Origin of the sequence: Leptolyngbya sp. FACHB-36 (genome assembly GCF_014695955.1) — a bacterium.
Classification (GTDB): domain Bacteria; phylum Cyanobacteriota; class Cyanobacteriia; order Leptolyngbyales; family Leptolyngbyaceae; genus FACHB-36.
The window spans coordinates 61,047-84,436 of record NZ_JACJPG010000189.1 but is presented as its reverse complement, the minus strand read 5'-3'; the positions used below and the strand labels follow the sequence as shown (position 1 = coordinate 84,436).

The following is a 23,390-nucleotide window of genomic DNA, read 5'->3' as shown; positions in this document are numbered from 1 at the left end:
GTTAATTAGCGCGACGATCGATTGCAACCGCAGAAAGACGAAAGATGTGATCAGACGGAACCGTGATGTTGCCAACTGGACTGACAACAATCACCCCCGCCGCCCCCGCCACTCGATTTAAAACTGCATACAGGTTCTCCAGCTGCAAAGACTCCCCTAACCGGAGAGAACGGCTGTATTCTGTTAATGTCGATCGCAGCGATGCCTCTACGTCCTGCTGAAGGTAGTCAGGTTCCAGCGTGTAGGTCAATGAGATATTCCCTGACACCAGAAACGGCACCAGCACGTCGCAGAAGACGCCGTTGGCTGCCCAACTCAGCTCCAGTTCCCGCAACGCTCGCCAGAAGACGCCCGCGTAGATAGTCAAGTCCAGGGTGTTTAGGTCGCGTCCGTCCGCACGGGCGTACAATCGCCCCTGAGACCGATCGTGGCAAAACCGCCAGTCTCCCTGCTCTACCTCGGTAACAAAATTGCTGACGACCCAAATCTCCTCCCCATCGATCGACCGTTTGACAATGCCGAATCGCCGACAGGGGAAACCCGCTGACACTAACCCATTAATTTCTGATAGCGCTGTAGGAATCCAGTAGACTCCTTGATTCCCTACAGGCGTCCACTGAATTGCGCGGTAGGCATCGCCCCCAGTCGTGTCGCTGAGGATGCCTCGGAAATATCCAGGCGTGCCGAAATTCCGCTGCGTTAGGAACGCGGTGACTTCGGGAAAGCGTTCTCGGTCAATCCCGATCGCATACTCAGTCGCTGGAATTGTGGCGCGGTGCAGCGATTCCAGGTGGCGCGGCAGTCTTGCTTTAATCTCGCTGTCTGATTCGGCGTCAAAGCCACCACTCGCCTCAAATGCGTTCCCGACGCGATCGATGCCCGGAGCCGGAGTAATCAAGCTCACAATCTCGCCGCGTCCAATATTCCCTGCAACTCCAGGCTCTAGAGCAATACAGCTAACATCGATCGCCGTCTGTCCAGCATCCAGCGTCGCAGGCAGTAGAGTTTCAAACTGCTGCCCGCCTACCGCGCCAACCTGCGTTCCTTGAGGAATGACGATCGCTTCTGTGGCTGTGAACCGCTCAAACCTCACAAGCACAGAGGCTGGAGTGCCCACGAACGTGTCCATTGCCATACCCGCAACCAGCGCTCGCAGCCACTCTCGCTCAGAAGTGGCAATGATGCTCAGCCGCAGCAGTCGCGCCAGTAGTGCGTACAGCGCCTCGGTTGCGACCGCGTAGGCAACAATCAACCGTTTGAGGACCTTGCCGCTGAACTGAGATCGCCAGGATGGAGGCAGGAAGCTGATCAGTTGATCAACGATTTCCTCAAAACTAAGGAAGTAGGGATTGGACATTAATTCAGCAGGTATTCCAGGACGTAAGGGCCGAATCGCACTAGCGGCACCTCTTCAAACCCGTAGACTTCAAGCAGTCCCTCGATCCTCAAGGCGTTCGGCTCAGTAGGATTCCACCGCACCGCTAGGTCTCGCACTCGAAACCGCGTTGCAAAGTCAGGGTGAGTCAATGCCCGTAGGCATTCAACCTTTGCTAATCCGACAGCGACCTGCGGGTTAAGCGGCTGCCCAATCCAGTCGAGGTCCAGTCCGTAGTCCGGATCATCAAGGAATGAGCCGCGAGGTGTGAGGTTGAATAGTCGCTCAATCTCTTCCTTCAAGCTCACGATCGAGGGGCTGTAGAGAAAGTCGGTATTGTCTACATTCGCTGCCACGTCCTTTGATCCTCGGAGCGAGGCGTCAAACGCTAGATCAATTCCAAAAATGGATTCAAGGTGAGTGGCGAAGTTATCCATCGTTTCCAATGATTGGAACTTGCAGCACGCGACCGGGATAGACCACGAACGGATAGTCGATGCGGTTGAGTTCGGCGATCGCCCGCCAGTAATCGATCACGCCAAACAGTCGCAGGCTAACGATCTGCAAGCTGTCTCCATCTTTCACCACGTACTGCGGATTAGGAGCAGACTGCAATAGCGGATTTACTGCAAGCGTCAGTCCCTCTAGCAGCGACAGCGTTTGCAGTTCAAGTTGATGACGCGCCGATCGCTGCATGGGCAGGTCCGCCATTAGCGCTTCAACTGTGATTTCATCGGGTTGTAGGAGGGACATATCGCGTCTCAGAAATGGTAATGGCTGCCGCCGGAGTTGTTACGGGCGACCAATCTCCAGGCAGTTGCTGACCGGACGGAGCAGTGATCTGCGGTAGTTCTGCCATCACTGCTTCAATCTGCTGCCTAAGTCGGGCTACGTCTTCGGAGGACGCCTGCGGATAGCTGCGTAACTCTCCGAACACCGATCGTCCTTGAGCTTTCTGAAGCTGCAACGTCGATAAATCCGTAATGCCTGCCAATCGGAGGACTTGATCAAGCGACTCCCGTAGGACCACCCTGTCGTAGGGAAGCTCCTCTAGCGTTGCCAGAATCATAGTGATTTGGGCAGCGACATCGAGGGGAGTGGCGGCAGTTTGACTAGAAAGGTAATCCATCCATACACCTGATCTGCTTGAATTGTGCCTTTGAGCTGGGACAGGATTGTTTGAGCGATCGACAACCCTAAGCCAGAGCCTGACTCTCCCCTAGCGTTTGAACCTCGGTAAAACTGCAAAAATAATTTAGGCATTTCGCTGATCGGGATGTCAGAAGGATTGCCGACCTCGATCGCGTGTTGCCCTCCCTGATGCCAGCAGCGCACCTCGACCACTCCATTTACAGGCGCGTACTTGACTGCATTCTCTAGCAGCTCCCGCACCACCAAGTCCAGTCGAGCGGCGTCTGTGTGCAGTGGCGGCACGATTGCCACGTCGAAAATTAGGCGCAAAGACTTCTGTTCTAGACGGGGACCGAACAGTGCGGCTAATCCTTCCAACCACGGCTTCACATCGATCACGTCCGTCTGAATCTGTTGAGCAGAGTTCTCTACGTGCTGCAACGTCAGGATGTCGCCAACAGTCCGCAGCAGTTGACCGCTTTCGCGCTCCAGAATCGCCGTAAACTCTGCGGCTCGTTCAGGTAGCCGACGAGCCGCCTGAACCGACATCAGAATATTCGTAACGGTCGATCGCAGCGTGTGTGACAGAGCCGATGTCGATCGACTCGCCTCCTCAATTTGTCTTACCCGTGCCCGATCCCGTTCTTGCATTGCTAGTCGCTGCCAACAAACCCCCAAAACCAGAAACTCTTCACACAGCAGCCAGAGCAGTGACGGTAGCTGGGTCGGATTGACCAGCAGAAAAGCAGGTATTGACAGTAGTGCAGTGCAGGTCCCTACCATTGGACCGTGCAACACAGCCGAGATCGCAACAGCGGATAGATACAGTGGCGAGGCACTAACATCAACGGTTCGCAGCAGAATTTCGTTGAGCGGAACTGCGAGCGCAATCATACCGATCGCGCTCAGATAAGGCAAAGCTTTCATTAGATTGACAGATCTGGCAGACCTGCAAGGCTGTTGGGGTTGAACGTGGGCAGGCTGACGCCTGTGGCGATCGACGACAGGTTCGGAGCAGAGGATGTAGATGGCGGACTCAAGTCCCAAAACAAATCTCTCAGCACCTTGCAGCGCATCGAAAAGCGAATCTCATTCGGCGAGTTCACCGTGTCGTCCCAGGCAAAGTTGGAGATTTTGATTAGATATGCTCGCTGGGTTGCCCGCACAACACCTTGATACGGTGCGTCTTCGGTCAGATCGAAAAAATAGGTATCCGCCGGAGCACCGTTTTTCTTACGATCGCTGGCGTGATGCCAAATCCACTGAGCCACCGTTAGCTCCTGACGATACGCAACGCCAGTTGTCGCCTCGATCGTCAGGTCTGCCAGAGCTAGTCCTTGATACTGCGGATCTTTTGAGTACAGAACGTCTCGGTAGTAGCCGCCCAGGGTTTCCACCACTGCCCCTTTCTCGCCCTGCTGTACGCGAATGGCGATCGGGTTGATGCGAAAGAATACGTCTTTGCGCTCCTTGCCGTCGTGTCGGAGGAAGACGGTGGAACTACGCTGTTGTCTCGCCATCAGGTGTTGCCCAGTAATCAGGCATATCTAAGGTGCCGTACTCGATCACGCGCTCGATCGGGGTAGCAAACGTTTGTAGGTGAAACTCGCTGGTCGTGTTGACGGGCTTGAGGCGCTCTGAGGGGCGAGGAAGGGTGTTGAACTTTGCCATCCGTGACACCTTCATGTCAAACGTTCCTGCGCCTGGAGCCGCATTGCCAAAAACGCTCTGGAGCAGTTGCGTTCCTGCTTTGTCCAGTGCGGCGATCGGGTTGTCCATCACGCTCTGTAGCTGATCCACTGGCAGACTCCCCAGCGCATCGAATACGGGTTGAGGTAGTTTGCTCAGCACATCGCGGACGACTGGAGGAGCCTCCTGAACTAGCGCGGCTAGATTCGCTTCAGCAGGCGACCACTGCCGATCCTCGTGCCACATCAGTCGAGCGGTGAAGTCCTTAAGTTCGGGCAGTGCCGCAATCGCCAGTTTAGGAAGGTTGCTGATCAGCTCAGGAGACTGCGCCATTAGCTGACGGATTTCTGGTGGAATTGCCTCCAGTTTGCCAAGTTCAGAATTCACGATCGCGGGCAGTTCCCCTTCTAACAGGGTGTGTGGATTGCCCATGTAGCCCGCGATCTTTCCGGCGACATCGGCAATTCCTCCAAGCGCTTCCGGTGAAAGTCCCAACCCGTTCAGCGACTCTAAATTGAATACGTTAACCGGACCTCCTAGCAGCGTATTTCCCCGCAGGATATGCGCTCCGAGCCGCTGAGCGATCGTTGGTTTCCAGTCGGTTCCTCCACCTGTTTTTGGTGTCGCAACGGGGATTTCATCGACGGCATCAATCAGTTGGTTAATTCGATTTTTAAGTCCTGACGGCAACTCTGAAATTCCTGCATCGAGCAGTGAGCGAGCCGCGATCGCGCTCATTCCACCCCCCATCGCATAACTTCCCGCTTGCTGAAGTACCTGTGACAGCAGCGCCGAATCGCTCAATCCTCCCAACACGTTCGCCAAGTCGGGCAGCGACGGCAGGGATAGTGACGACCCCTGAAACCCTTTCGCAATCCAGGATGGTACGCCCAACTCCGACGCGATCGCGGTTAAATCGAGCGTGCCGGTGAGGTCGGGCAGCCCTCCTGACAACGCATCCACCCCAGCTAATCGCGTTAGACCGGAGGCGATCGCCATTGGATCAAATCCACCTCTCCCAAGCTGCGCCAATCCGTCCAGTACACCTGCTTTTAGTTGCCCAGGATCTAGGAGTAAGTCCTGAATTCGCCCGCGCAAGCCTCCGTCGATCGCGGGATTGGCAATCAGATTGGAAATTAGCGACTTGCGGTTAGGGCGGACAATGACTACTCCCGGTTTACCTGCAACCCCCGGACTCGATTGCAGCACCGCTTCCCCTGCCGCCTGCGTGACGAGTTCAGAAAGTTGCTGAGTCGAGATCGCGGCAGAGGGAGTGCTGCTCAACACTTCCAGCGCTCCAGAGGTTTGTGGCTTCAGATTGCCGTCAATCCTCTGCCCCATCAACTTGATCGCCTTTCGTGCCCGTAGCGTAATGTCTCCGTCCTTGAATTCCAGGTAGCTACCTCCTTCGAGGCTGCCAACGCAAATCCGTCCCTGTTCTTTGTTGGGGTCAAACTCCAGATGAATGGTGTATTGTTTCTCACCTCGCGCCTTGATTTTGATACTGCCATCGGCGTTGAGGGTGATGAAATTGCGAGCGCGATCGACGGGCGGCGTTGCGATCGTCCAGGAGCCTTTTTTCGAGCTTCGCAGCCACGCTCCCGACGGCAACAGAAGGTCATAGCGATCGACGGGTTCATCTTCCTCGATCGGGGTTGCTTCGGTGTAATCGTTCGGTTGGCTCAACACCTGATTCGCCACCCACGGCACGCCCAGATCCCCGCGCCACCGAACAAATTCGGTGATTACTGGGTCAGACATCGACTCTCCGATGTAGCAGACCCTGCACATATCCCCCGGTTGAATTGGGTAGTTCTCTCCCCACCTCGGTCCGCGCGCGACGTTGCCGTAGGTTTTTGGATTCACCGATCCCGCAACCTTAGGACGGTGAGACTGCTGCAACTCCCATGCCCCGCCAAATCCAGCCGCGATCGGGACGGCAGTTAGTGTCCCCCGTTGATTGATCGACGCAGGCGCGAGGTCACAGGTTTGCTCGATCGGGTTGTAGCTCAGCACCGTGTAGAGGTCGCTGCCAACAGACTCTCGCCCCGGTGATACCCGTCTATGTCCTGCGTTAAACATTAATTACTGCCATGACAAAAGCCGCTTCCAATGATTGGAAACGGCTTCTAATAAAGTCTTGACGCGGCGAAACTACCGCAATCTACCTTTAGTCTAGGCTGTGGTGCGAATACTCGTCAACGCTGCGGCACAAGAGCGGTTGGAGCAGAGAACACACAATTCAGAAGGTAGAGCGCGATCGCGAAGATTATCAAGCGCTGTGGAGAGTTAGCAGAGCTACCCCTACCCGTTCACCCGCCCTGCTGTGAAGATTAAGGTGACGTTTTACCCTGCTGGATTTAATCGAATTGGCTCTAGTGCCTTGAGAATCTTTGGAACCTTTGATGCCGAGATCACACCCTGTTTCGCTTTTCGGTTCAAATATGAGGGGTACTTTTGCGGCAGATACTCAGTTTGAATCCAGTGCTTGAATTCTCCCAGCACAGAAACAGGATAAATGTAGACATCGATTGATCCATTAGCTACAGCCTGAGGAAAATAGTCAGGGTAGAGATGTGGATATTTAGCTCGCTCCCCATACTTTTTTTCTAAATCACTTGAAAACCATCGCTCACTCCACAGTTTGCCTACGCTTATATCCGGCACAGTATGGCTGTCAATTTCTAGTCCATTACGGATGGATTCTAGAACCAAGTCTGCTGTCTCACGAAAAACACTGAAATACCCAACAGGAATAGGATTTAGGAGTAAGCGATCATGGAAATGCTGCCAAGACTGCAAAATTTGTTTGACGGGATCATAACCAGTCATTCGGTAGATAAAATCCCGGAGTGATTTTCTAGCCAAGATGCGGTAATTGTTTTTAGCTGTCTCGTTGCAATATCTTCCAGCTTCAAAAGCGTAATATTCCAGCAACGCCATGCAGACTGAATCTGGATAAGCTTTAACAGACGTGCCTTTATACTCTGTTCGGACAAACAGGGAATCGCCTTCAAAGCCCTGAGCAGCAAGCAGTTCACTGATTTTAGTGGCTCTTAGGGCATCACCCTCAAGAGTATTATCTGCATACTTAACTAAAGTGCTGTTTGAAACTCCGCATACTTTAGCCAAACCTCTTTCTGTTAGGAAGGGTGTTCCATCGTCTAAAACACCCATTTCAATCCCGTCAACCTCTTTAGACGTTATCACTTTCAGTTCAAGCTCCATTTGAGTAACATTGCTTCGCTTCATCTTTGTTACTCCTTACTTCACTGAGTATTTAAGGCGAACCGCGATCGCTTTTTCTAAAGCCTCGCGATCCTGAATGACAACCTCCAACTCTTTCTGTATCTCAGCTAAACCGGCTAAAAGCGCTTCTTCTTTTTCCTTAACTACCTGTAAGACTTCATCCTCTGTCAAGTCGATGTTGTCCAAGATGCTTGGACTAGGAATCTCAGCTTGATTTGAAAGATAGTAAAGCGTTGGTCTCCGCCCTGACCCTGGTAGGCAACTCAGTTTGCCAACGCCAACGAGTAGGTTCAACCTGTCTCTAATGGCTGACTCACCCGCTGGTACTTCATCAATGAATTCTTTGATGGTTGCCTGACCAGTGGGTGGAATTAATCTATGGGCAGCTTCAAGAATGTAAACAGCGAGCGGGTCTAGCGAGTTTAAAGGAGTTCCTTGCTCCTCACTTATACCTTCTTGTGCTTGATTACTGGATGACAACACGCGCAAAGCTACGGGTATACCAGCGGGCGCATCGGCTTGAAACCGGTTGTCGGGTTCAGTATTATGGCAGTACATCATTGCCTCCTACGTAATGGGTGGGTAGGTGGATGGTGGAGGGGCGAACCAGATTCGAACTGGTGATGCAGAATTGCGAGCTCTGAGCCTTACCAGACTTGGCGACCGCCCCACCGACCTAAGAAGCAGGGTGAGAAAAACTTATCTGTTTTAACGATTCTCCAATCTACAGATAGTGTTTTTAATCTCACTTTGCCAGCTTCAGCACAAGGGCTAGTGTCAAAGTACATTAGTTCCTTTTGCTGTGTTTAAATTTACCCTATCGTTCCCAGGGGATCAAGGCTTTTTAAAAAAAAAACCTGGAAAGAACTTGACAAAGTTCCTTTCCTTAGGTTTAACTTTCGATTCCCCGCATTTCCGATTTGTCATTTCTCCCATATTTCAGTCGTTTTTGACACGTAAGGGGCTTTGGGGTTTGGCGGTATCAGAACCCCTTCTTAATTCCGGCACTCAAAATCCGCTTCCCCCAACGTAAGTCGGTGATTTTCCGCCACTGACAAAGCGGAAATAGTCTGCCAGTAGCGGGCGTGTTGTTTCTCTCGGTAGTCGCGGTACGCTGTTGTTGCCAATCTCGCAGTGAATATGCGTCCCGTCCTCGTTTTTTGGGGAGACGCTCCCTGTCCAACCCTGAATCGAGATTGTCTGCCCTCGCGTTACCTGCTGTCCTTGGCTGACGGAAATTGAAGTCATGTGAGCCATGAACCAGATCACGCCATCGCTACCGATTATTTCAACAGCGTTGCCGTAGCCACCTTTTGCCCCAGCGAACCGAACGGTGCCAGAAATTGGCGAAGGAACGGGTGTTATCACCTGATCGTTGAATGCTGTTCCCCCACGCGCCAACGTAAAGTCCCACGCTAGGGGTGGCGACTCATCGTACAGGCGGCTGACATAGATCCGATCGACAGGTGTAAACGGTGCAGCAGGACCTGTTGGAGCCGTGATGCCCGTAGGCGATTTTGGCGGAATTACCGTCACCGCCTTCGACTCTTCCCCTAATCGCGGCACCACGTTTTGTTTTGCCCACGCCACCGGATCATTACCGATCGCGACTACCTTGCCGCTGAGTCGGTCGAACCAGAAATACTCGTCAGGAACTAGTGACACCTGAATCGCGGGCACCTCTGCAACCGAAATCTGTCCCTTCAAGTCAGGCGCAACGAACTGCTTGAGGGAAGAAACCTTCTGCCCTGACAAACTAAACCCCTTAGCCGTCGTAAACCGACTAGCATCCACTGCGGGTTTAGCGGGTTGAGTAGGTAGCCCTAGAATCTGTGATTGCCGATCAGCTTTCGCTTTCGCAATTTGCCGTTCAATCTCCGATCGTTGCTGGTCTGCCGCAATCCCTTGCAGCTTGAATTTTCCACCCCCAAACTCATGCAGCACAGATTGAACCGTGTTCCCGGTTCCAGTCACAACCGGAACCTCTCCCACTCCAATCCCTAGATAGCGATTGCGGCGATCGCGCACCATATCGAGATTCGTCGCCCAACTGCCGCGAGTGAAATCGAGTTGATGGGTGCGGGCGATGACGTAATATTCGGCAGGCTTAGCGTCAGGGCAGTGCCAGTCTTCGGCGATCTTGATGCGGGTGTGGATGCGCCATGCCGCTTCACCTCGCGCAGTCACCCCGACACGCTGAGTGGGTCGATCGTACCAACGGATTGACTCCAGAGAGCACAGTGCCGTAAAGCTGTTGATGGTCGCCTGCTGCTTGCGACGTGGTTCGCTGGTGTAGTACTGATCTCCCCCGGTCCCGACCGGAAACAGCAGTTCCCGCTTGGTCGGTCCACCGTACTGCCGAATGCTACCCAGGTTGTAAATCAGTCCCGGTTGCGCCACTGGGTCTTGTCCGCCTGACATCCCCTGCTGAGTCGGCACACAGCGAATAAAGTTCGTTACCCCCTGCTCTGAAAGCCGATCGTGCCACTCGGAGATTTTCCAACTTGGCATCTCCAGCAGAGGGAGGTCTTCCCAGTTGCGCCCTGCAATCAGCGATTGAGACCGAGAGGACCACGGCAACTTTTCCCAGACGATCGCGCCGGTGTGATCCACAAAGATGTGGAAAAACCCCTCGATCGCGAGGAATTGCAGGTTTGCCCACACCGATCCTTCATTGTTGATGCGGGTGAGGTAGTTCGGTGGAAATGGGATCGGACGGGTGCGCGCCTCCCATCCTGTAGTTTGCCCCCAAAATCCCTCGACCCATTCGCGCAATAGGCGGTAGTAGATGAGCGAAACGCCGAGCGGAACGATCGTGCTGTTGCGGACTTCCAGCGACGTAGACGCCAGCTCAGGAGCATTCAGGTCGGTGAGGACAAAGGCATCTTTGTAGATTTTGCCGTAGGATTCACCTGTCACCGTGAGGCTTGTCCCGTCCCCAGTGCTGCGTCCGTAGTCGGTGATGACACCTCTCAGCAGCAGGTAGGGGCATTTATCAAGGTAGGGATCTTCGCTGGGTTTGACCGTAGGACCGACGATCGGGGTGATTTGTGGCGTGGGAGTGGGAGTTTGTGAGGGGGAAGGAGAGATCGGAGTCGTTGTCGCTGCATTAACCCCTGCACCTTGCAGCAGATTTCGAGCCTTGCTGGAAAACCTCGACTGCGCCTCACTTGCTGCCTGTCCTGTGGTGCGGTATCCGTCCGAACCGTTAGGATTCGCTGTAGGATTGCCAGCGTGAATAGTTGCGTAAACTGAGTAGAAGTTAGAGTATCGCCCCTTGTAGGGCTGAAAATATTTCTCTACATAGTCCAACTGCTGTACACGATTCATTGACGCGAGCGCTGAATCAGTTGTCCCTAGACCTCTGGCAGTCGAGGGCATGAATTGGATTAGTCCGACCGCTTGTCCATCCCCCGGCACGTGAGGACCGCGAATCGAAGGGGAAAGCGTTCCCGCTGACTCATACAGCATTGCGGTCAGTAGGTGCTCAGGATTCATTCCCAGCCGTCCTGCCACCTGCGTCAATTTCTGATAGAACGCGGTGTCAGTTTCTGCGGCTCCCAGATTTCCCGCAGACGCGCTTGATGTTGTAGGCGCAGCGCTAGCGATCGACGTTGGCGCAATCACCGTCTGAGCCAGTTCAGGTAGAGGAGGAGTGCTGTCAATCCGCGAGATCGTGCTCGGATCTCGCACCACCCCAATCAACGGGTTATCGTTGCGAGCGCAGTACGCCTCTACCACCATTCCCGGATGCAGCTTTTTCAGCAGTGCTTCATTGCACAGCGACGCTCGCATCTTCAGCGTCCAGGTACCGCTGGCTCCTTCGGTTGAAAGCGTGTCGTTCCAAGACAACAGATCAGTTAACTGCCCAAAGTCAATAATGACCGCGCCGTAGCGTGTCAATATCCGCAGATCAAATCGGATAGTTCCCGCACCTGCTGGATGGGCGGATTCTCCCGGTGCTACATCCGAGAGTTTGCTTTTGGGGTTGTAGGGCGCGATCGTAAGGACCATAAGTTTTAGGTTTTAGACGGGAAGCCCCGCGCTCTAACCGCCAGGGTGAGCGTCGGGATGAGAGGCGCGTGAGTCGAGGTACGGTGCCTGACCAATGAATGCGAAGCGCTGGAAGGCAACAGTGCCGAGACGAGCAAACTTCTTGTCCACATTGCAGAACAGAACTTGACCGGGATACGAATGCTTATGCGGAATCTGCATTGTAGAAAGATTGATCATCAAGGCTTTTGTCCAAACCTTCTACAATGTAAATCTATCTGTTTGCATTCATTAAAATTTATTTGCGTAAATTAAGTATCTTGTGACCTAAATCTAGAGCGTTATGGGTGAAGAGAGAATAAAGTTGTTTCATAGATCCCCTCTTCTGAAATCGGCGGCGTTATATTTGACAGAACTTGTACCTCATTACTTCTACTTTCTGTAACACTAGTGTCTGTGCTCTGTACTTCTAGAAGTTAAGATTTGCAAGGTGTTACTTCTAAAACAATTAAGGATTTTTGAAATATGGATCGACTTACAAGAAGCCTAATGGAGGATTACTTTCGGGACAACGGCACGACAATTCCTGATGAAGCTCATGCCTTTGAAGTTTTTTGTAATTACTGTGTAGTAGCACATGAGCTTCCATACCATGCTTCGGAAGAATTTGAAGTTGATGATGTTTCTGTTGGTCAATTGCCCTTTGATATAGGTATAGATGGTATTGCTATCTTTTTAAACGAACGACTGATTGATTCCAAAGAAGAAGTTAAGGAATTAATAGGAGTTAGTGGCTCCCTGGATTTAACTTGTGTATTTGTTCAGGCTAAAACTTCCAGTAAATTTGATAGTGGTGATCTGCTTAAATTCTTTAATGGAGTTGATTGCTTCTTTAATAAAAAATCCTCCCTTACAAGCAATGAATTCATCCAACATAAAGCAGATTTAGTATCTTTTATTCTTGACGACAATAGTGTTTATCTTAAAGTGAAACCTACTTGTAAGTTGTATTATGTTACGACCGGACAATGGAATGACGACACAAGCTTAAAAATATTATGTGAGGACCAAAAGGAAAAATTACTCGATAACTCCAAAAACTTGTTTAGAGAAGTTATATTTACTCCTTGTGGGGCTGATGAGATTAATAAGCTTTATAGAAGCACAAAGACCACAGTAACTGCTGAAATAGATTTTGAAGACCGAGTATCCTTGCCAGAGATAAAAGGTGTTACTGAAGCTTTTATTGGTGTTTTACCATTTAAGGAATTCATAAATCTAATTAAGGATGAATACGGAAGAATAAGAAGTTCTATTTTTTATGACAACGTTAGGTACTATAAAGGTCCTGAGATTGATGTTAATGTAGACATTGCTAAAACTTTAAAATCAGGCAGAATTGAGCAATTTGTAGTTCTGAATAATGGGATAACAATTGTAGCTAAGTCCATCAGTGGAATTAGAAAGAAGCTTATATTAAATGACTATCAAATTGTTAACGGATGTCAAACAAGCCATGTTATTTTCGAGAATCAGAGCGTTCCTGGAATTGAAAATCTATATATTCCTATAAAAATAGTTGTTGCTGCCCAGGAAGAAATTGTAAACAATATCATCAAAGCTAGTAATCGGCAAACTGAGGTTACTAAAGAAGAGCTACTCGCTTTATCAGACTTCCAGAAAAAACTGGAGCTTTACTACACAAAAATGGACATTGATGACCCACTATATTATGAAAGACAAGCGGGTCAATTTAGACAAGGAGTTATTAAGCGAAGAGTAGTTTCAATTACTCATCAGATTAAAACTTTTGCGGCAATGTTCCTTGATCAACCACATTTAGCCTCCCGTTACTATGGGAATATCTACAAGGAGGTTGTTGGTGGAAACATCTTTGCTGAAAAGCATGAATCTATTGCGTATTACACAAGCGCTCGTGCTTATTATGTATTAGATAATCAGTTCAATAGAGCGAACGTTATAGATCCAAAGTACAAAGTTTGTCGTTTTCATATTCTAATGGCTTTGCGATATCTGGCGGGAGGAGTTGAACGTCCTCCATTCACCAGCAAAAGAAAGATAGAGCCATATTGCGACAAAGTTCTTAAGGTCTTAGCTGATTCTAATGAATGCCTAAATTTCGTTCAAGAAGCAGTCATTTGTATAGATAAAGCTGCCAAGGGCTCAATTGATAGGGATAAGTTCAAAACACAATCATTCACAGATGATTTAATCAAGGAAATTAGTCTCAGAAGTCGCAGTTAGCTTAGAAAGCTTGATTGTGTATACTTCCCAAGTGGTACAGCGTCGGGAGTATGTCAGTACGAACTGCTGCGGATTCGAGGTTGATTACGAGCTTGGAGCCGTCCCGCTTCCCATTGAGCCAGGAACTCATCCGTACCTGCCTGCGTCCCCGATCGCGCTGCGCTGCGGACCGTTTCTGGGTCACCACTACTGCTGAGATTAACGGTGATGTTGACGGTCGCGGAGTTGCTGTTGCTGCTCATCCCCACACCGCCCTGACTCGCATGAACCACGTCACCAGGCGCAAACTCAAACACATTAAAGCCTGGTCGCGCCAGCACTCCTTCAGGTGGTGTGTCGTTGAAAGCAGCGTCCGCCCCTTCAAAATCGAACTGCACTGGACCAACCATCTTTTGCAGCGACGACACTTCAGGCTTGCCAGCAGGCAGAGAACCCACACCTAAATCAAACGTAGGCGCAAAAATCTTCTTCAGATCCGCATCTTTTTCGGCTTTCGTTTGCGGCTTAAAAATGCCCTGAATATCTGCCGCACTCCCGCCCAGACTAAATCCGCTGAGTGGGTTGCTGAGGGACGTGCCACCAGACGGCATGAGGAGATTTCCAAAAGATTCACTACCTGTAGGTACAGACGACGCTGGCTTCCCAATGCCAAGGAAGTTTGCCACCGTGTTCGCCACCTGAAGCAGTTGAGTGACGCCCTGATCGATCGCGGTTAAAAATCCCGCAAACCGATTCATGAATTGCAGCATCTCCTGATGTCGTTCAGCAGCAGCATCTCGCGCCATCTGCCCTTCAGTCTTCTGAGACTCAGTGATCAAGTCCGCGATCGTTTTATCGCCTTCCCCGGTCGGTGCGTTCAAATCGATTTGTCCACCATTGGCGATCGCATTGCTGCCTAACTGCGTGAATAGTTGAATATCCTGTGCCGTAGGCATCCGACCGTACTGAGCACGAAACTGCACATTGATTAAATCTTGAAGCGCTGCCGCTTGAGGGGCGTTGGGATTGGACGAGGAAACCTTGGACTGCAAGAAGTTCGGGTCAGCTTTAATTGCTTCGGTGATTTGCCCCCGGTCCATGCCGAGAATTTGAGTCGCTCCACCCCCGATCACATTGTTAATCACGCTCTGCATCCGAGTTGCAGCGTTAATTGCCTGCTGCTCTGGAGTGGCATAGGCAGTGTCAGTCCGCCCACGAGCAACCCCCGCCATCTGCATCGCCGCAGAGTCGAAGGAGTACTGCTGAGATCCCCCAGACGCCAGAAAGCCGCTCAACACCTGTTGAGCCATCATCGGGTTTTCGCGCAGTAGTTCAGCGGTTCTCGACTGCCCAGACATTAGGTTTGTAAGCGTTCCTTGAATCGCCCGCATCCCTCCGTCGCCTACGTCCGCCTGCCCGCTGCGGTACACCAATTGTTGAGAGGCGCTGCCTAACAACTCCTGATACTGTTGGAGGTTCTCGCGCATCCCGGCAGAGACTGCCCCAGCAACAATCTGCCCCATATACGTGTTGGCGTCAGCCTCTCCACCCCCGGTCCGGTAGGTGCTGTAGCTATTAACTAACGCATCCGTGTTGAGACCTGTCGCGCGGGTGAGTGCCTGGATCGATTCAACAAGCGTCGTACTCTCTCCGTCCACCCGATCGATGACATTTTTGTCTCGCAGCGAATCAAATAGTTGAGCCGTCTCGCGTTCCGAGTAGCCGCTCGTCTTCATTGCGTTGATTGCTTCGGGCTTTATTCCACTCTCCTGCCCAAAGTCGCCAAACCGCGCTGAAATATCTGCGGTCATCATTGAGTACTGTCGCGCCTCGTCGGTACCCGCCAGAAAGCCGCCAACCGAGTTGCCTAGCATTGCGCCCATTTGCGCTCCAGCGGCAGACCCCATCGGACCTCCGAGCATTCCGAGCAACCCCCCGATCGCGGCACCTCCTGCCCCTAACACGTTACCCGACATGGCAGCACCGCCCACCATACCTGCCGTGTTCATCAAGACGTTTCCTCGGATCAACCGCAGCATCGAGGTCGCGCCATCTACGCCACCACCCTCTCTCGCCGCTCGCTCAGTTGTTTTGGTTTCGTCCTGAATCGATCGCGTCAGGTCACGAATCGCCCCTAACAGCTGCTGATAGGATTCCGCCTCCTCTGGGTTGGCAACTGCCGCCTTCAGAACTCGATGCTGCAAGCCACCGCTGCCATCCCCTCCCTTAAGCGAGGCAAGTGCGACATCAGGAGCAGACTGAGCAAACCCACGAATCCGCTCTAGTTCCTCGTGTGCTGCCGCGATCGGGTTTGGGGAGGGTTGAGTTTGGGTTGGGGTGGATGACTGCTGAGCTGGTACGGGTGGTGGAGCAACTGGAGCTTGCCCTAAGCCGTTCATGCGCTCTACGCCCTGCTGCATGAGCTGCTCAGCTTCGGTGAGTCCCTGCTTTAATCCCTCAGTAGATAAGCCAAGCTGAATCTCGACGTTAGTTTCGTCTGCCATAACCTAGCGATCGGGCCTGTTGCGCGAGATGTACAGATACGCCACGATTGTCAGAACAAAGCCAAGGCAAAAAGCGATCGCAAGTTCCATGATTATTCGTGGTTGGTGTTGACGCCGATCGACGCTTGCCACGCCTCATACTCCGGATCGCGTGCCTCTTGATGCTCAGAGACAGGCTTCCCAGTTTTATCTTCATACTCCAGTGCCCGAATCTGCCGATATTCCAGGAGAATGTCGGCAGGCGTCATGTCGAGCCAGCGATCGTCGGTGGGGAGGAGGTTGCGTCGGTGTCTGACGTAGAACTGGATTTTTTCCCATCGGTCTCCGCCCCAGACTTTTTTTCATGCAGCGCCTTGTTTCGCGCTGTCAACCAGTTTGAGTATTCCTGAGCAAAGTTGGCGAAGAAATTCAGGTCTTGATCGTCTGTGGACTTTAACACCCGCTCCACCAAACTTGGTGGAGACACGATTACCGTGGATGCCAGCGCGATCATTCCTGCGTTAAACGCCGAACTTTGGCTAGGTTGGAAGTTGTCGCCTAAAAGCTTGTCGATTAAACCGGGAATCACGATCATGCTGTCGCGCATGGTTCGAGGGCGCACCACGATCACGCCCAAATGTTCAAACCCTTTCACCGTCAGCGACGCGGTTTCAGCGATCGTATTTCTAGGAGGTAACTCCGGACTTCGATGGTAGCCATACTGCTCAGCCAGCAACTCAAACAGTTGATAGATCTCCGCAGAACTAAAGCGATCGTTCGGATCTTGGAGCCGTTCTTCCAGGTTGGACATACTATGCTAAGTTCGCTGCGTTGTCGGGAATTCCACTCAGGCGAAGTTCTTGATTGTTGACGGTGCTGCCTTCAGTCCCCGGCACAATATCAACGAACTTGAGCGACACAGACTCCATCACTAGCGCTTCGTTTGAGTTGAAGCTTTGATCGAATGTTTCAATCACACAACCCATCAGCGTCTTGATCAGCTTCCCAGAGCCTGCAAGATTCTGGGTGTCTGACGAGGGAGCATATAACAACGGACTCTGATAGTTTGGGTTTCCCCGATCAAGAATCTGAATGTCGAACTCTGGCATGTTGCTTAACATGGCAGCGTGAGAGTCTGGATCTATTATCCCACCCGCCATGCTGACCAACCGTTTCACAAGATCGCCGTACTTGATCGTGATCGATTGCACGGTTCCTTGATAACTCTTCACTCCCGGAACAAACTCCACCGTCCGATCAGTGCCGATTTCGGTGACAGGACGTGGAGCCGCCTGCCCAGAGTACCGCAGTCCTTGCAGTCGTCCGATCCTCAAGTTATTGATGACGGCGACGATCTCCAGACTGGAGACAGCTTGACTTTCCGGCGCGTTATCGAGCCGGGAATACGTTTGCCTGAATGCCATTAGCTAGAGACTCCTATGCGACTGCCGCCGAGATTGGCAGCAGGATTTGGGTGTTAAGAATGAATTCCAGAGCAGGTAGCGGAAACACGCGATACGCCACGTCGATCGCGCCTGCGGAGTCTCGATTCAGCGTCGCCTGCGTAAACCGAGCATCGTAGCCGTAGATGATGCCCTCAGCCACCCGTCGCCGCAGCTCGCTGTTGACCGCCAGCCTGACCTGCTCTAACGTGTCGGGATACAACGCCCTGCCAATAAACAGAGAGTCCTCAACCTCCCGAATTGCCGCGGCAATAAAGTCGCTCTGATTCACGACGCTGATCGACTCGAACGCATTCGATTTCAGCGCTGAATTCACCGAGACGCGCCATGTCGTAATCGCCCGCGCCACTCGGAACCCACGGCTCACTCGCGTCAAGCTGGCATCAGGTTCGATACACAGAACCCCAGAATTAATCAGGTTGTCCAGCTCGACCGAGCCGGACTGGTAGGTCTTCTCTAACCGCAGAGCGTTCCTGAGGTAGGTGTGTGTGATCGGGTCGGAGATTCCGTTCCCTTCCGCTGCCAACATGCCCGCGACGATCGCCGCCATGTAGGTAGCAGGGTAGGCTTTGGGATTCCCAGTAATTGGATCGGAAGATGTGAAGCCCGGAGAGACGAACACAACGCGCTCGGATTGGAACACCTCTGCCCGCGCCCGAATCTGCTCGATCGTCCATCCTTCTCCGTGCCCAAGGACGCACATCCGCTCCCGTCGTTTCGGAGTCGATGACATCAGCGTGCAGTGGTCTGCGACAGCTATCTGGACACCCAGATTATCGGTACCTGCTGGCACGATCGTTCTTAGCGGCAGGTATTTCACTGTTTCCAGTCCGTCCAGCCACCGTTGATAGGTGGGCACAGAGTCGAAGCCGTTGGTTAGCACTAGCGTCCCGCTCGTCACGCCTTGCGCTGTGCGAGGGGGGAGCGGCTCTACTCCGCCCTCAAGCGTTGTTCCACCGCGATCAACGAGCAGCGTTGTTTGTTCGTTGACCAGGATTGAGACAGGGTAAGCGTTTGGCACCGTCCCTGCTTTCTTCGCAACTAGCGTTAGCGTGCTGGTGTAGGTTGCAGGGTTATAGGCTGCTGCGGCAATTACCGGGAATTCCGTGTTGGCGTTGATTGCCGCAGCGACTTGCTCGCCTGCCCCCTGTACGGTGTCTCCAGGGATCGTGTTGTAGTGGGTGGTTTTGTCGCCAGCCACGATCGCGAGGTATTGTCCTCCCGTCGCCAACAGTCCATTTGCAGGTAGCCGAGTTTCTAGCGCAGCTGTTCCCGGTTGCGCTTTGCCAAACTGAATCGCGCCCCAGGCATTGAGCGTCGCGCTCAACGAACCTGGAAGAATGCGGCGATCGCCCGTTAGCTTGCGGACTACTCGCGTCTTGTCAGCGCCTAGTCCATCCCATTCGTGGTGTAACACCTGATAAGTGCCGGAGTAAACGCCAGAGGCGATCTGAAAGATCGCCCCCGGCAGCCCCCTCCTGAGCGTGTGGCTCCACACCTCAGAAGCTTGTAGCGTGATTCGCGCCGTGTCGCTTCCGTAAGCAGTGGCGGTAATCGTGGCATTGGTGATGGCTTGACTGTAGCTGTCGATCGTGCGAACAGCTTCGCGCGATCCATTAAAGCTGCTGGGGTTGGAGGCAGTGATCGTGGTGCGGCGTGGAGCCAGAACGACTCGCGCACCAGAAATGCTGCCAGAGATTCCTAGAAGTCCGCCCGCGACCTTGGTGATGTTCAGAGCGGTGATGGTGCCCGTGAAGGCGATCGCAGCCCCAGTTACGGTGTTCGTCAGCCTCAAATCGTCGCCTGACTTGTCGCGCACGAAATAGTTTCGTTCTGCAACCGCTGTCGTCGGTAGCTGCACCCCTGTTAACTGGACAACATCGCCGTTGGCGTACGTGTTGCCCGGAACCGTAAATAGTCCGGCGTTCAGGGCGGTGACGGCAAATGGTTCCGGTGCTACAGGCGTCGCTAGCTGGAAGGTCGTTGGGCTAGCGGTTGCTCGAGCCACATGTTTTACGGTCGGATCAATTTCGGGAGGCAGCGTGTTCCCCGAAAACTGGACAGTGCTGCCTGCAACAAACGTGTGAGCGCTGCTGGTTGTAAAGGTCTCGGTTGCCGCATCGATCGACGTAATCTCCCACCCAATCGCCGCGCTCGCACTCACCAGCATCGAGTCAGTGGTGTTTTGCAGCATCGAGGCAGGGTACTGGTAGGCGTACGCCTGATTCGACAGCACAACGCCTTGAGCATCAGTAACCGTTGCCCGTCCGTCTACTTGCGAGGTCGCGATCGTCAGTGTCTGAGACGCAGGCGTACCACCGCTGACAATCTCAACGGTGAGAGGCGATTCACGGTTGATGCGCTCGATTAGCTGACTGAAGCTAGTTTCGTTATCGATCTTCTGGAAGTATGCAGTGCCGTCAAGGTTGGTGCCCGTGATCACAGCCATAGTGCCCGCGATTGAGCCTGGATAGAACGACAGTGCAAACGTATTCCCGTAGGCACCGTAGTCCTTAAACCGTGCCAGCAGTTCAGCACCCCCATTAACTTCAGGCAGGGAGCCAACCGCTTGAGCACAGGAGTCAACCCGCACCGCCATCACGGTTGACGCGCCACCATTAGCGCCACCTTGAAAGGCGAATCGAATTGCTTCAGATAACGGAGTCGTCGCGCCGAACAGTTGCTGAGCCTGAATCGGATCATTCAGCAGGTAGGGTGTTAGAGGGGTGCCTCCCAGTCCCGCCCCCAGCACACAGACCGTATTAAAAGAGAAAGCAGGCGCGATCGCTAGCGCACTGCTGTCTACGGTGACGTAACTCCCCGGTTGAACGATTAAGCTGCGGGGTTGACCAAACGAGACGCCTGTTGCCACGGTGTGAACCTCTAGTAAGCCGGACTATTTAGAATGCGATTCCACAGAGAGCGCCACTCATCAAGCGAGTGAACCTCGTCTGGCAGTAACGCCTTGGCGGTATTTACGTGTTGGGGATCGAGATATTGCGTACAGAATTCGTTACGAGTCATTCGAGTTAGCTCCTTGATCAGAAACATCCCCTGAAACAAGTCGCAAGGGACCAACCCCCGGAACCCAAAGCGCGTACGCGGTTGGGGCGTTATTGCTGGGTGTCCCCGCTGTGCCTGCGTAGAGGGTGATGATGGTGGGTTTATATTTCTTCGTTTGCATAGAGGCAGCTCTGCCAGTTAACGATCGCGCTCAGGCGATCCACATCTTCCAAGACCACCTGGTCGTATTGCACCTGATACGACAACCGCGCTAGATAAAACTCGAATCCGGGTTGTCCGGTCGCGCCTTGATATTCCACCTGATCATCGATCGCGTTGGTGCAGCGCAGGTCGTAAACGCCAGGGAGTTGCGGCAGTGCCCACCCGATCGCGTCGAGCATGTACTGCTGAAACCAGAGATAAAGATCGTCCCGAAGCTGTTCGTTCAGGGCACAAATTGCAATGTCCAGCGTATCTGTGACCGTTTGCCCTTTGAACACTCGAAACCGCGCCGTGCCGTCATCCAGCACAACCTCACGAGTTTCGATCTCTGCTCCTAGTCCCACCAGTCGTGGACTGCTGCCCGTGCGGACAATCACAATCCGAGGGCAGTGCTGCTTGGTTGTGGGATAGGCGGATGTGACGGTTAAATCGGTCCAACCGAGCGCTCGATCGCGGGATACCCGATCCGAAAGGTACAGCCGCGCTGCCTGATTAAATTCCGCTGCAAACACCTCAGCAATTTCCAGTAGAACCCTCTTCCCGTCCAGAGGATAGGGAAAACGCTCGCCAAAGATCGCAGACGGGGATTTATTCAGCGTCATTGTAGTAGCGACCTCAGGCGAGACTCTACAACGCTTCTCACGCGAGGACGCGCCGCGATCGCCGCTGATTCCATCCAGTACTTACCTTCTTTAGCAGGGATGGACTTGACGAACTTATAGCGACCCGTAACACCACGAAAGCCAAACTGCCCTGTGGTGAGTTCGTTCGGTCCATCGGGAATGGCTAGTCTTGCTCGATCAGGTCGTCCCGCTCGCATGGAGGGAGTGTACTTGGGACGGATTTCGCCGTGTCCAAACTCCAAAATCTTCAGCACGTCGTAGCGTTCAGGATTTCCAGGATACTGAACGATTCGAGAGGTAAACACCCGCCCCTGATTTGGCGTGCCATTCGGGTATTGAGACTGAAACGCATCCCCATTACCGCGAATCGTATGGCTCCCGGTGCGAGAGGTAAAAGGCGTGCCGCTGAGATGGCGTGCTGCCTGCTGCCTCACCGCCTCAAGACTTTCACGCACCAAATCAGGAACAACTCGATCGACTGCCTGACGAATCTGCTGAAGATTTACGCGAACAGAGGTCTGAAACTGAATGCGAAACGCCACTACTCGATCGGTCCCTTTTCAAGCTCAAACGCAAACGCAGTAAACATCTGTTGCGCCTCCGCAGGCATGGAGGGCGCACGCTCCCGTATCACCTTCGCCAGATGGTATCGCTCTGCCTTTCTAGAGGCTTCGACGATCGGTTGAAGAGAGGCGGCAAAGTCGCCCATCTCCGCGACCGTCTCAGCCATTCGATCTTCGTTGGGGTCGATCGGGGTGTAAGAGGTCATGCCTTAAATCCTCTTGCTTGCAGCCAGCCCAACCCGTGATCTACGACCAGGTACTCAGGACGGCAGACCGCGTTGATCCAACCTGCCACCCGTTCGGTGTCTGAGTCGGAGAGTGGACAGATGCAGCCCGCGCTACCGGGACTGTAGGCGCGATTAGCGTCAGAGTGAATCCCGATCGCCTCTCGGTTGTTGGCTTTGTACTTCGCCTGAATGTCAATAGCGATATAGATCGACCCGATCGCTTCCCAATAACCACGCTCCACAGGTCCGATGTCGTAGACACCTTCCGGCAACGGAGCACAGCTACCGGAGTAGTCGTTGGTTGGGTGAATGACGTTTGTGCCAGGGGCACCGGAAAGGCACAGCACCCGATCGACGACCTCCTTCCCTTTCAGCCAGTCCAGATGAAATAGCAGGCACCCCCATTCGTCCCGCTTTCCAGCTGAAGTTAACCGCAGGCTGAATGTGTCTGCAGCTGGCAGCGATAGAGGAGTGGATCGAATTGGGCGACCGTCTTTCAGGATTTTGCAGTGTTCTTTAAACACAACCCAGGTGTTGCGCTCGGTGCCGTTGGCGGTGGTTAGCGAAATCTGCTTACCACTGGCATCCCTGCCCAGCGCAAATCGGTAGTGACCATTCTGATCGTCTGCCCATGAGCCGATTGGAAACGAACGACCTGCCTTGACCGCAAACTTTTCGTTGTCGTTCAGATCGCGAGATTGCAGAGTGGACAGCTTGAAGAAGGTGTCCTTCGTGATTTCAAGAGAGTGCATAGCTATTTGTTAGTGAAGTAGCCGTTAACGAGTGCAGCGATCGCTGCTGCGATTAATGGAGCCGCGTTTTGAATTCCAGTAAACTGCCGCTCTTCAAGGACGCCGAACGCAAATAGCAGGATGCCAATGCCAACAACGCCGCCGGAGAGAGTCGTAATCTTGTCGGTGCTCATCGTTTTTTTGCTTTTTTAGGTGGCTTAGGGTGGTCAAGAGTAAACCGATCGCCGTAGAACTGTTTCAGTTCGCTCGCTAGTAGGTTGAGATCTACCCATTCGGGAATTTCCAACCCGACCGCGATCGCGCCACTTCGCGGCAGGGTGACGACGCTAGTGGCGTTCAGAGAATCGGTGATGTGCATTTCCAATAGTTGGAA

24 protein-coding genes and 1 tRNA gene are annotated in these 23,390 nt (G+C 52.9%); 1 reads left to right on the top strand and 24 read right to left on the bottom strand.

From position 1 onward, the window contains the following. Position 1 precedes the first annotated feature (1 nt). The 12 genes from H6F43_RS04065 to H6F43_RS04010 all read right to left on the bottom strand — a co-directional run bounded on the left by H6F43_RS04065 (position 2) and on the right by H6F43_RS04010 (position 11,680). Positions 2-1,357, bottom strand: coding sequence for a baseplate J/gp47 family protein (locus H6F43_RS04065; RefSeq protein WP_190340917.1), 1,356 nt, complete (start codon positions 1,355-1,357; stop codon positions 2-4). Continuing rightward, on the bottom strand, positions 1,357-1,812 hold the full coding sequence (locus tag H6F43_RS04060; protein ID WP_190340915.1) for a hypothetical protein: 456 nt from the start codon (positions 1,810-1,812) through the stop codon (positions 1,357-1,359). The genes H6F43_RS04065 and H6F43_RS04060 overlap by 1 nt, the downstream gene beginning before the upstream one ends. Continuing rightward, positions 1,805-2,128 (bottom strand): LysM domain-containing protein, encoded by a 324-nt coding sequence (locus tag H6F43_RS04055; RefSeq protein ID WP_190340913.1) that lies wholly within the window; start codon positions 2,126-2,128, stop codon positions 1,805-1,807. The genes H6F43_RS04060 and H6F43_RS04055 overlap by 8 nt, the downstream gene beginning before the upstream one ends. Continuing rightward, complete coding sequence (locus tag H6F43_RS04050) at positions 2,106-2,504, bottom strand: hypothetical protein (RefSeq protein WP_190340911.1); 399 nt, start codon at positions 2,502-2,504, stop codon at positions 2,106-2,108. Before H6F43_RS04050 ends, H6F43_RS04055 begins: the two co-directional genes overlap by 23 nt. Next, positions 2,441-3,433 carry a HAMP domain-containing sensor histidine kinase gene (locus H6F43_RS04045; protein WP_190340909.1) on the bottom strand — a complete coding sequence of 331 codons (993 nt, stop codon included), beginning with the start codon at positions 3,431-3,433 and terminating at the stop codon, positions 2,441-2,443. The genes H6F43_RS04050 and H6F43_RS04045 overlap by 64 nt, the downstream gene beginning before the upstream one ends. Continuing rightward, on the bottom strand, positions 3,433-4,026 hold the full coding sequence (locus tag H6F43_RS04040) for a hypothetical protein (protein WP_190340907.1): 594 nt from the start codon (positions 4,024-4,026) through the stop codon (positions 3,433-3,435). Before H6F43_RS04040 ends, H6F43_RS04045 begins: the two co-directional genes overlap by 1 nt. Beyond that, on the bottom strand, positions 4,007-6,277 hold the full coding sequence (locus H6F43_RS04035) for a hypothetical protein (RefSeq protein WP_190340906.1): 2,271 nt from the start codon (positions 6,275-6,277) through the stop codon (positions 4,007-4,009). Before H6F43_RS04035 ends, H6F43_RS04040 begins: the two co-directional genes overlap by 20 nt. 264 nt (positions 6,278-6,541) lie before the next feature. After that, on the bottom strand, positions 6,542-7,447 hold the full coding sequence (locus H6F43_RS04030) for a hypothetical protein (RefSeq protein WP_190340903.1): 906 nt from the start codon (positions 7,445-7,447) through the stop codon (positions 6,542-6,544). 12 nt (positions 7,448-7,459) lie between these two features. Beyond that, complete coding sequence (locus H6F43_RS04025; RefSeq protein ID WP_190340901.1) at positions 7,460-8,002, bottom strand: hypothetical protein; 543 nt, start codon at positions 8,000-8,002, stop codon at positions 7,460-7,462. Positions 8,003-8,038: 36 nt separating this feature from the next. Then, a tRNA-Ala gene (locus tag H6F43_RS04020) sits at positions 8,039-8,114 on the bottom strand. Positions 8,115-8,452: 338 nt separating this feature from the next. Further along, positions 8,453-11,458: a M23 family metallopeptidase gene (locus H6F43_RS04015; RefSeq protein ID WP_190340899.1), complete on the bottom strand. Its 3,006-nt coding sequence runs from the start codon at positions 11,456-11,458 to the stop codon at positions 8,453-8,455. Between the two features lie 33 nt (positions 11,459-11,491). Beyond that, positions 11,492-11,680, bottom strand: coding sequence for a hypothetical protein (locus H6F43_RS04010; RefSeq protein ID WP_190340897.1), 189 nt, complete (start codon positions 11,678-11,680; stop codon positions 11,492-11,494). 282 nt (positions 11,681-11,962) lie between these two features. On the opposite strand from H6F43_RS04010, the gene H6F43_RS04005 reads away from it, so the two are divergent. Further along, positions 11,963-13,702, top strand: a complete 1,740-nt coding sequence (locus H6F43_RS04005) for an AIPR family protein (protein WP_190340895.1) — start codon at positions 11,963-11,965, stop codon at positions 13,700-13,702. A gap of 53 nt (positions 13,703-13,755) precedes the next feature. On the opposite strand, the gene H6F43_RS04000 is transcribed toward H6F43_RS04005, so the two are convergent. The 12 genes from H6F43_RS04000 to H6F43_RS03940 all read right to left on the bottom strand — a co-directional run bounded on the left by H6F43_RS04000 (position 13,756) and on the right by H6F43_RS03940 (position 23,375). After that, entirely contained in the window at positions 13,756-16,185 is a 2,430-nt protein-coding gene (locus tag H6F43_RS04000) for a hypothetical protein (protein ID WP_190340893.1), read from the bottom strand. A 92-nt stretch (positions 16,186-16,277) separates the two neighbouring features. Next, positions 16,278-16,433, bottom strand: a complete 156-nt coding sequence (locus tag H6F43_RS03995) for a hypothetical protein (protein WP_190340891.1) — start codon at positions 16,431-16,433, stop codon at positions 16,278-16,280. Beyond that, positions 16,430-16,975, bottom strand: a complete 546-nt coding sequence (locus H6F43_RS03990) for a hypothetical protein (RefSeq protein WP_190340889.1) — start codon at positions 16,973-16,975, stop codon at positions 16,430-16,432. Before H6F43_RS03990 ends, H6F43_RS03995 begins: the two co-directional genes overlap by 4 nt. A 1-nt stretch (position 16,976) precedes the next feature. Next, positions 16,977-17,588 (bottom strand): hypothetical protein, encoded by a 612-nt coding sequence (locus H6F43_RS03985; protein WP_190340887.1) that lies wholly within the window; start codon positions 17,586-17,588, stop codon positions 16,977-16,979. Between the two features lie 13 nt (positions 17,589-17,601). After that, the gene (locus tag H6F43_RS03980) at positions 17,602-20,499 is read right to left on the bottom strand and encodes a hypothetical protein (protein WP_190340885.1); all 2,898 of its coding nucleotides are present in this window, start codon (positions 20,497-20,499) and stop codon (positions 17,602-17,604) included. Between the two features lie 11 nt (positions 20,500-20,510). Then, positions 20,511-20,651, bottom strand: a complete 141-nt coding sequence (locus tag H6F43_RS03975; protein ID WP_190340883.1) for a hypothetical protein — start codon at positions 20,649-20,651, stop codon at positions 20,511-20,513. Between the two features lie 140 nt (positions 20,652-20,791). Then, the gene (locus H6F43_RS03965) at positions 20,792-21,454 is read right to left on the bottom strand and encodes a hypothetical protein (protein WP_190340878.1); all 663 of its coding nucleotides are present in this window, start codon (positions 21,452-21,454) and stop codon (positions 20,792-20,794) included. After that, on the bottom strand, positions 21,451-22,017 hold the full coding sequence (locus tag H6F43_RS03960) for a hypothetical protein (RefSeq protein ID WP_190340876.1): 567 nt from the start codon (positions 22,015-22,017) through the stop codon (positions 21,451-21,453). The genes H6F43_RS03965 and H6F43_RS03960 overlap by 4 nt, the downstream gene beginning before the upstream one ends. Continuing rightward, complete coding sequence (locus tag H6F43_RS03955; protein WP_190340874.1) at positions 22,017-22,244, bottom strand: hypothetical protein; 228 nt, start codon at positions 22,242-22,244, stop codon at positions 22,017-22,019. Before H6F43_RS03955 ends, H6F43_RS03960 begins: the two co-directional genes overlap by 1 nt. Continuing rightward, positions 22,241-23,017, bottom strand: coding sequence for a hypothetical protein (locus H6F43_RS03950; RefSeq protein WP_190340872.1), 777 nt, complete (start codon positions 23,015-23,017; stop codon positions 22,241-22,243). Before H6F43_RS03950 ends, H6F43_RS03955 begins: the two co-directional genes overlap by 4 nt. Positions 23,018-23,019: 2 nt before the next feature. Further along, a complete protein-coding gene (locus H6F43_RS03945; RefSeq protein WP_190340870.1) occupies positions 23,020-23,190 on the bottom strand; it encodes a hypothetical protein in 171 nt (56 codons plus the stop codon). Then, positions 23,187-23,375, bottom strand: coding sequence for a hypothetical protein (locus H6F43_RS03940; protein ID WP_190340868.1), 189 nt, complete (start codon positions 23,373-23,375; stop codon positions 23,187-23,189). Before H6F43_RS03940 ends, H6F43_RS03945 begins: the two co-directional genes overlap by 4 nt. Positions 23,376-23,390 lie beyond the last annotated feature (15 nt).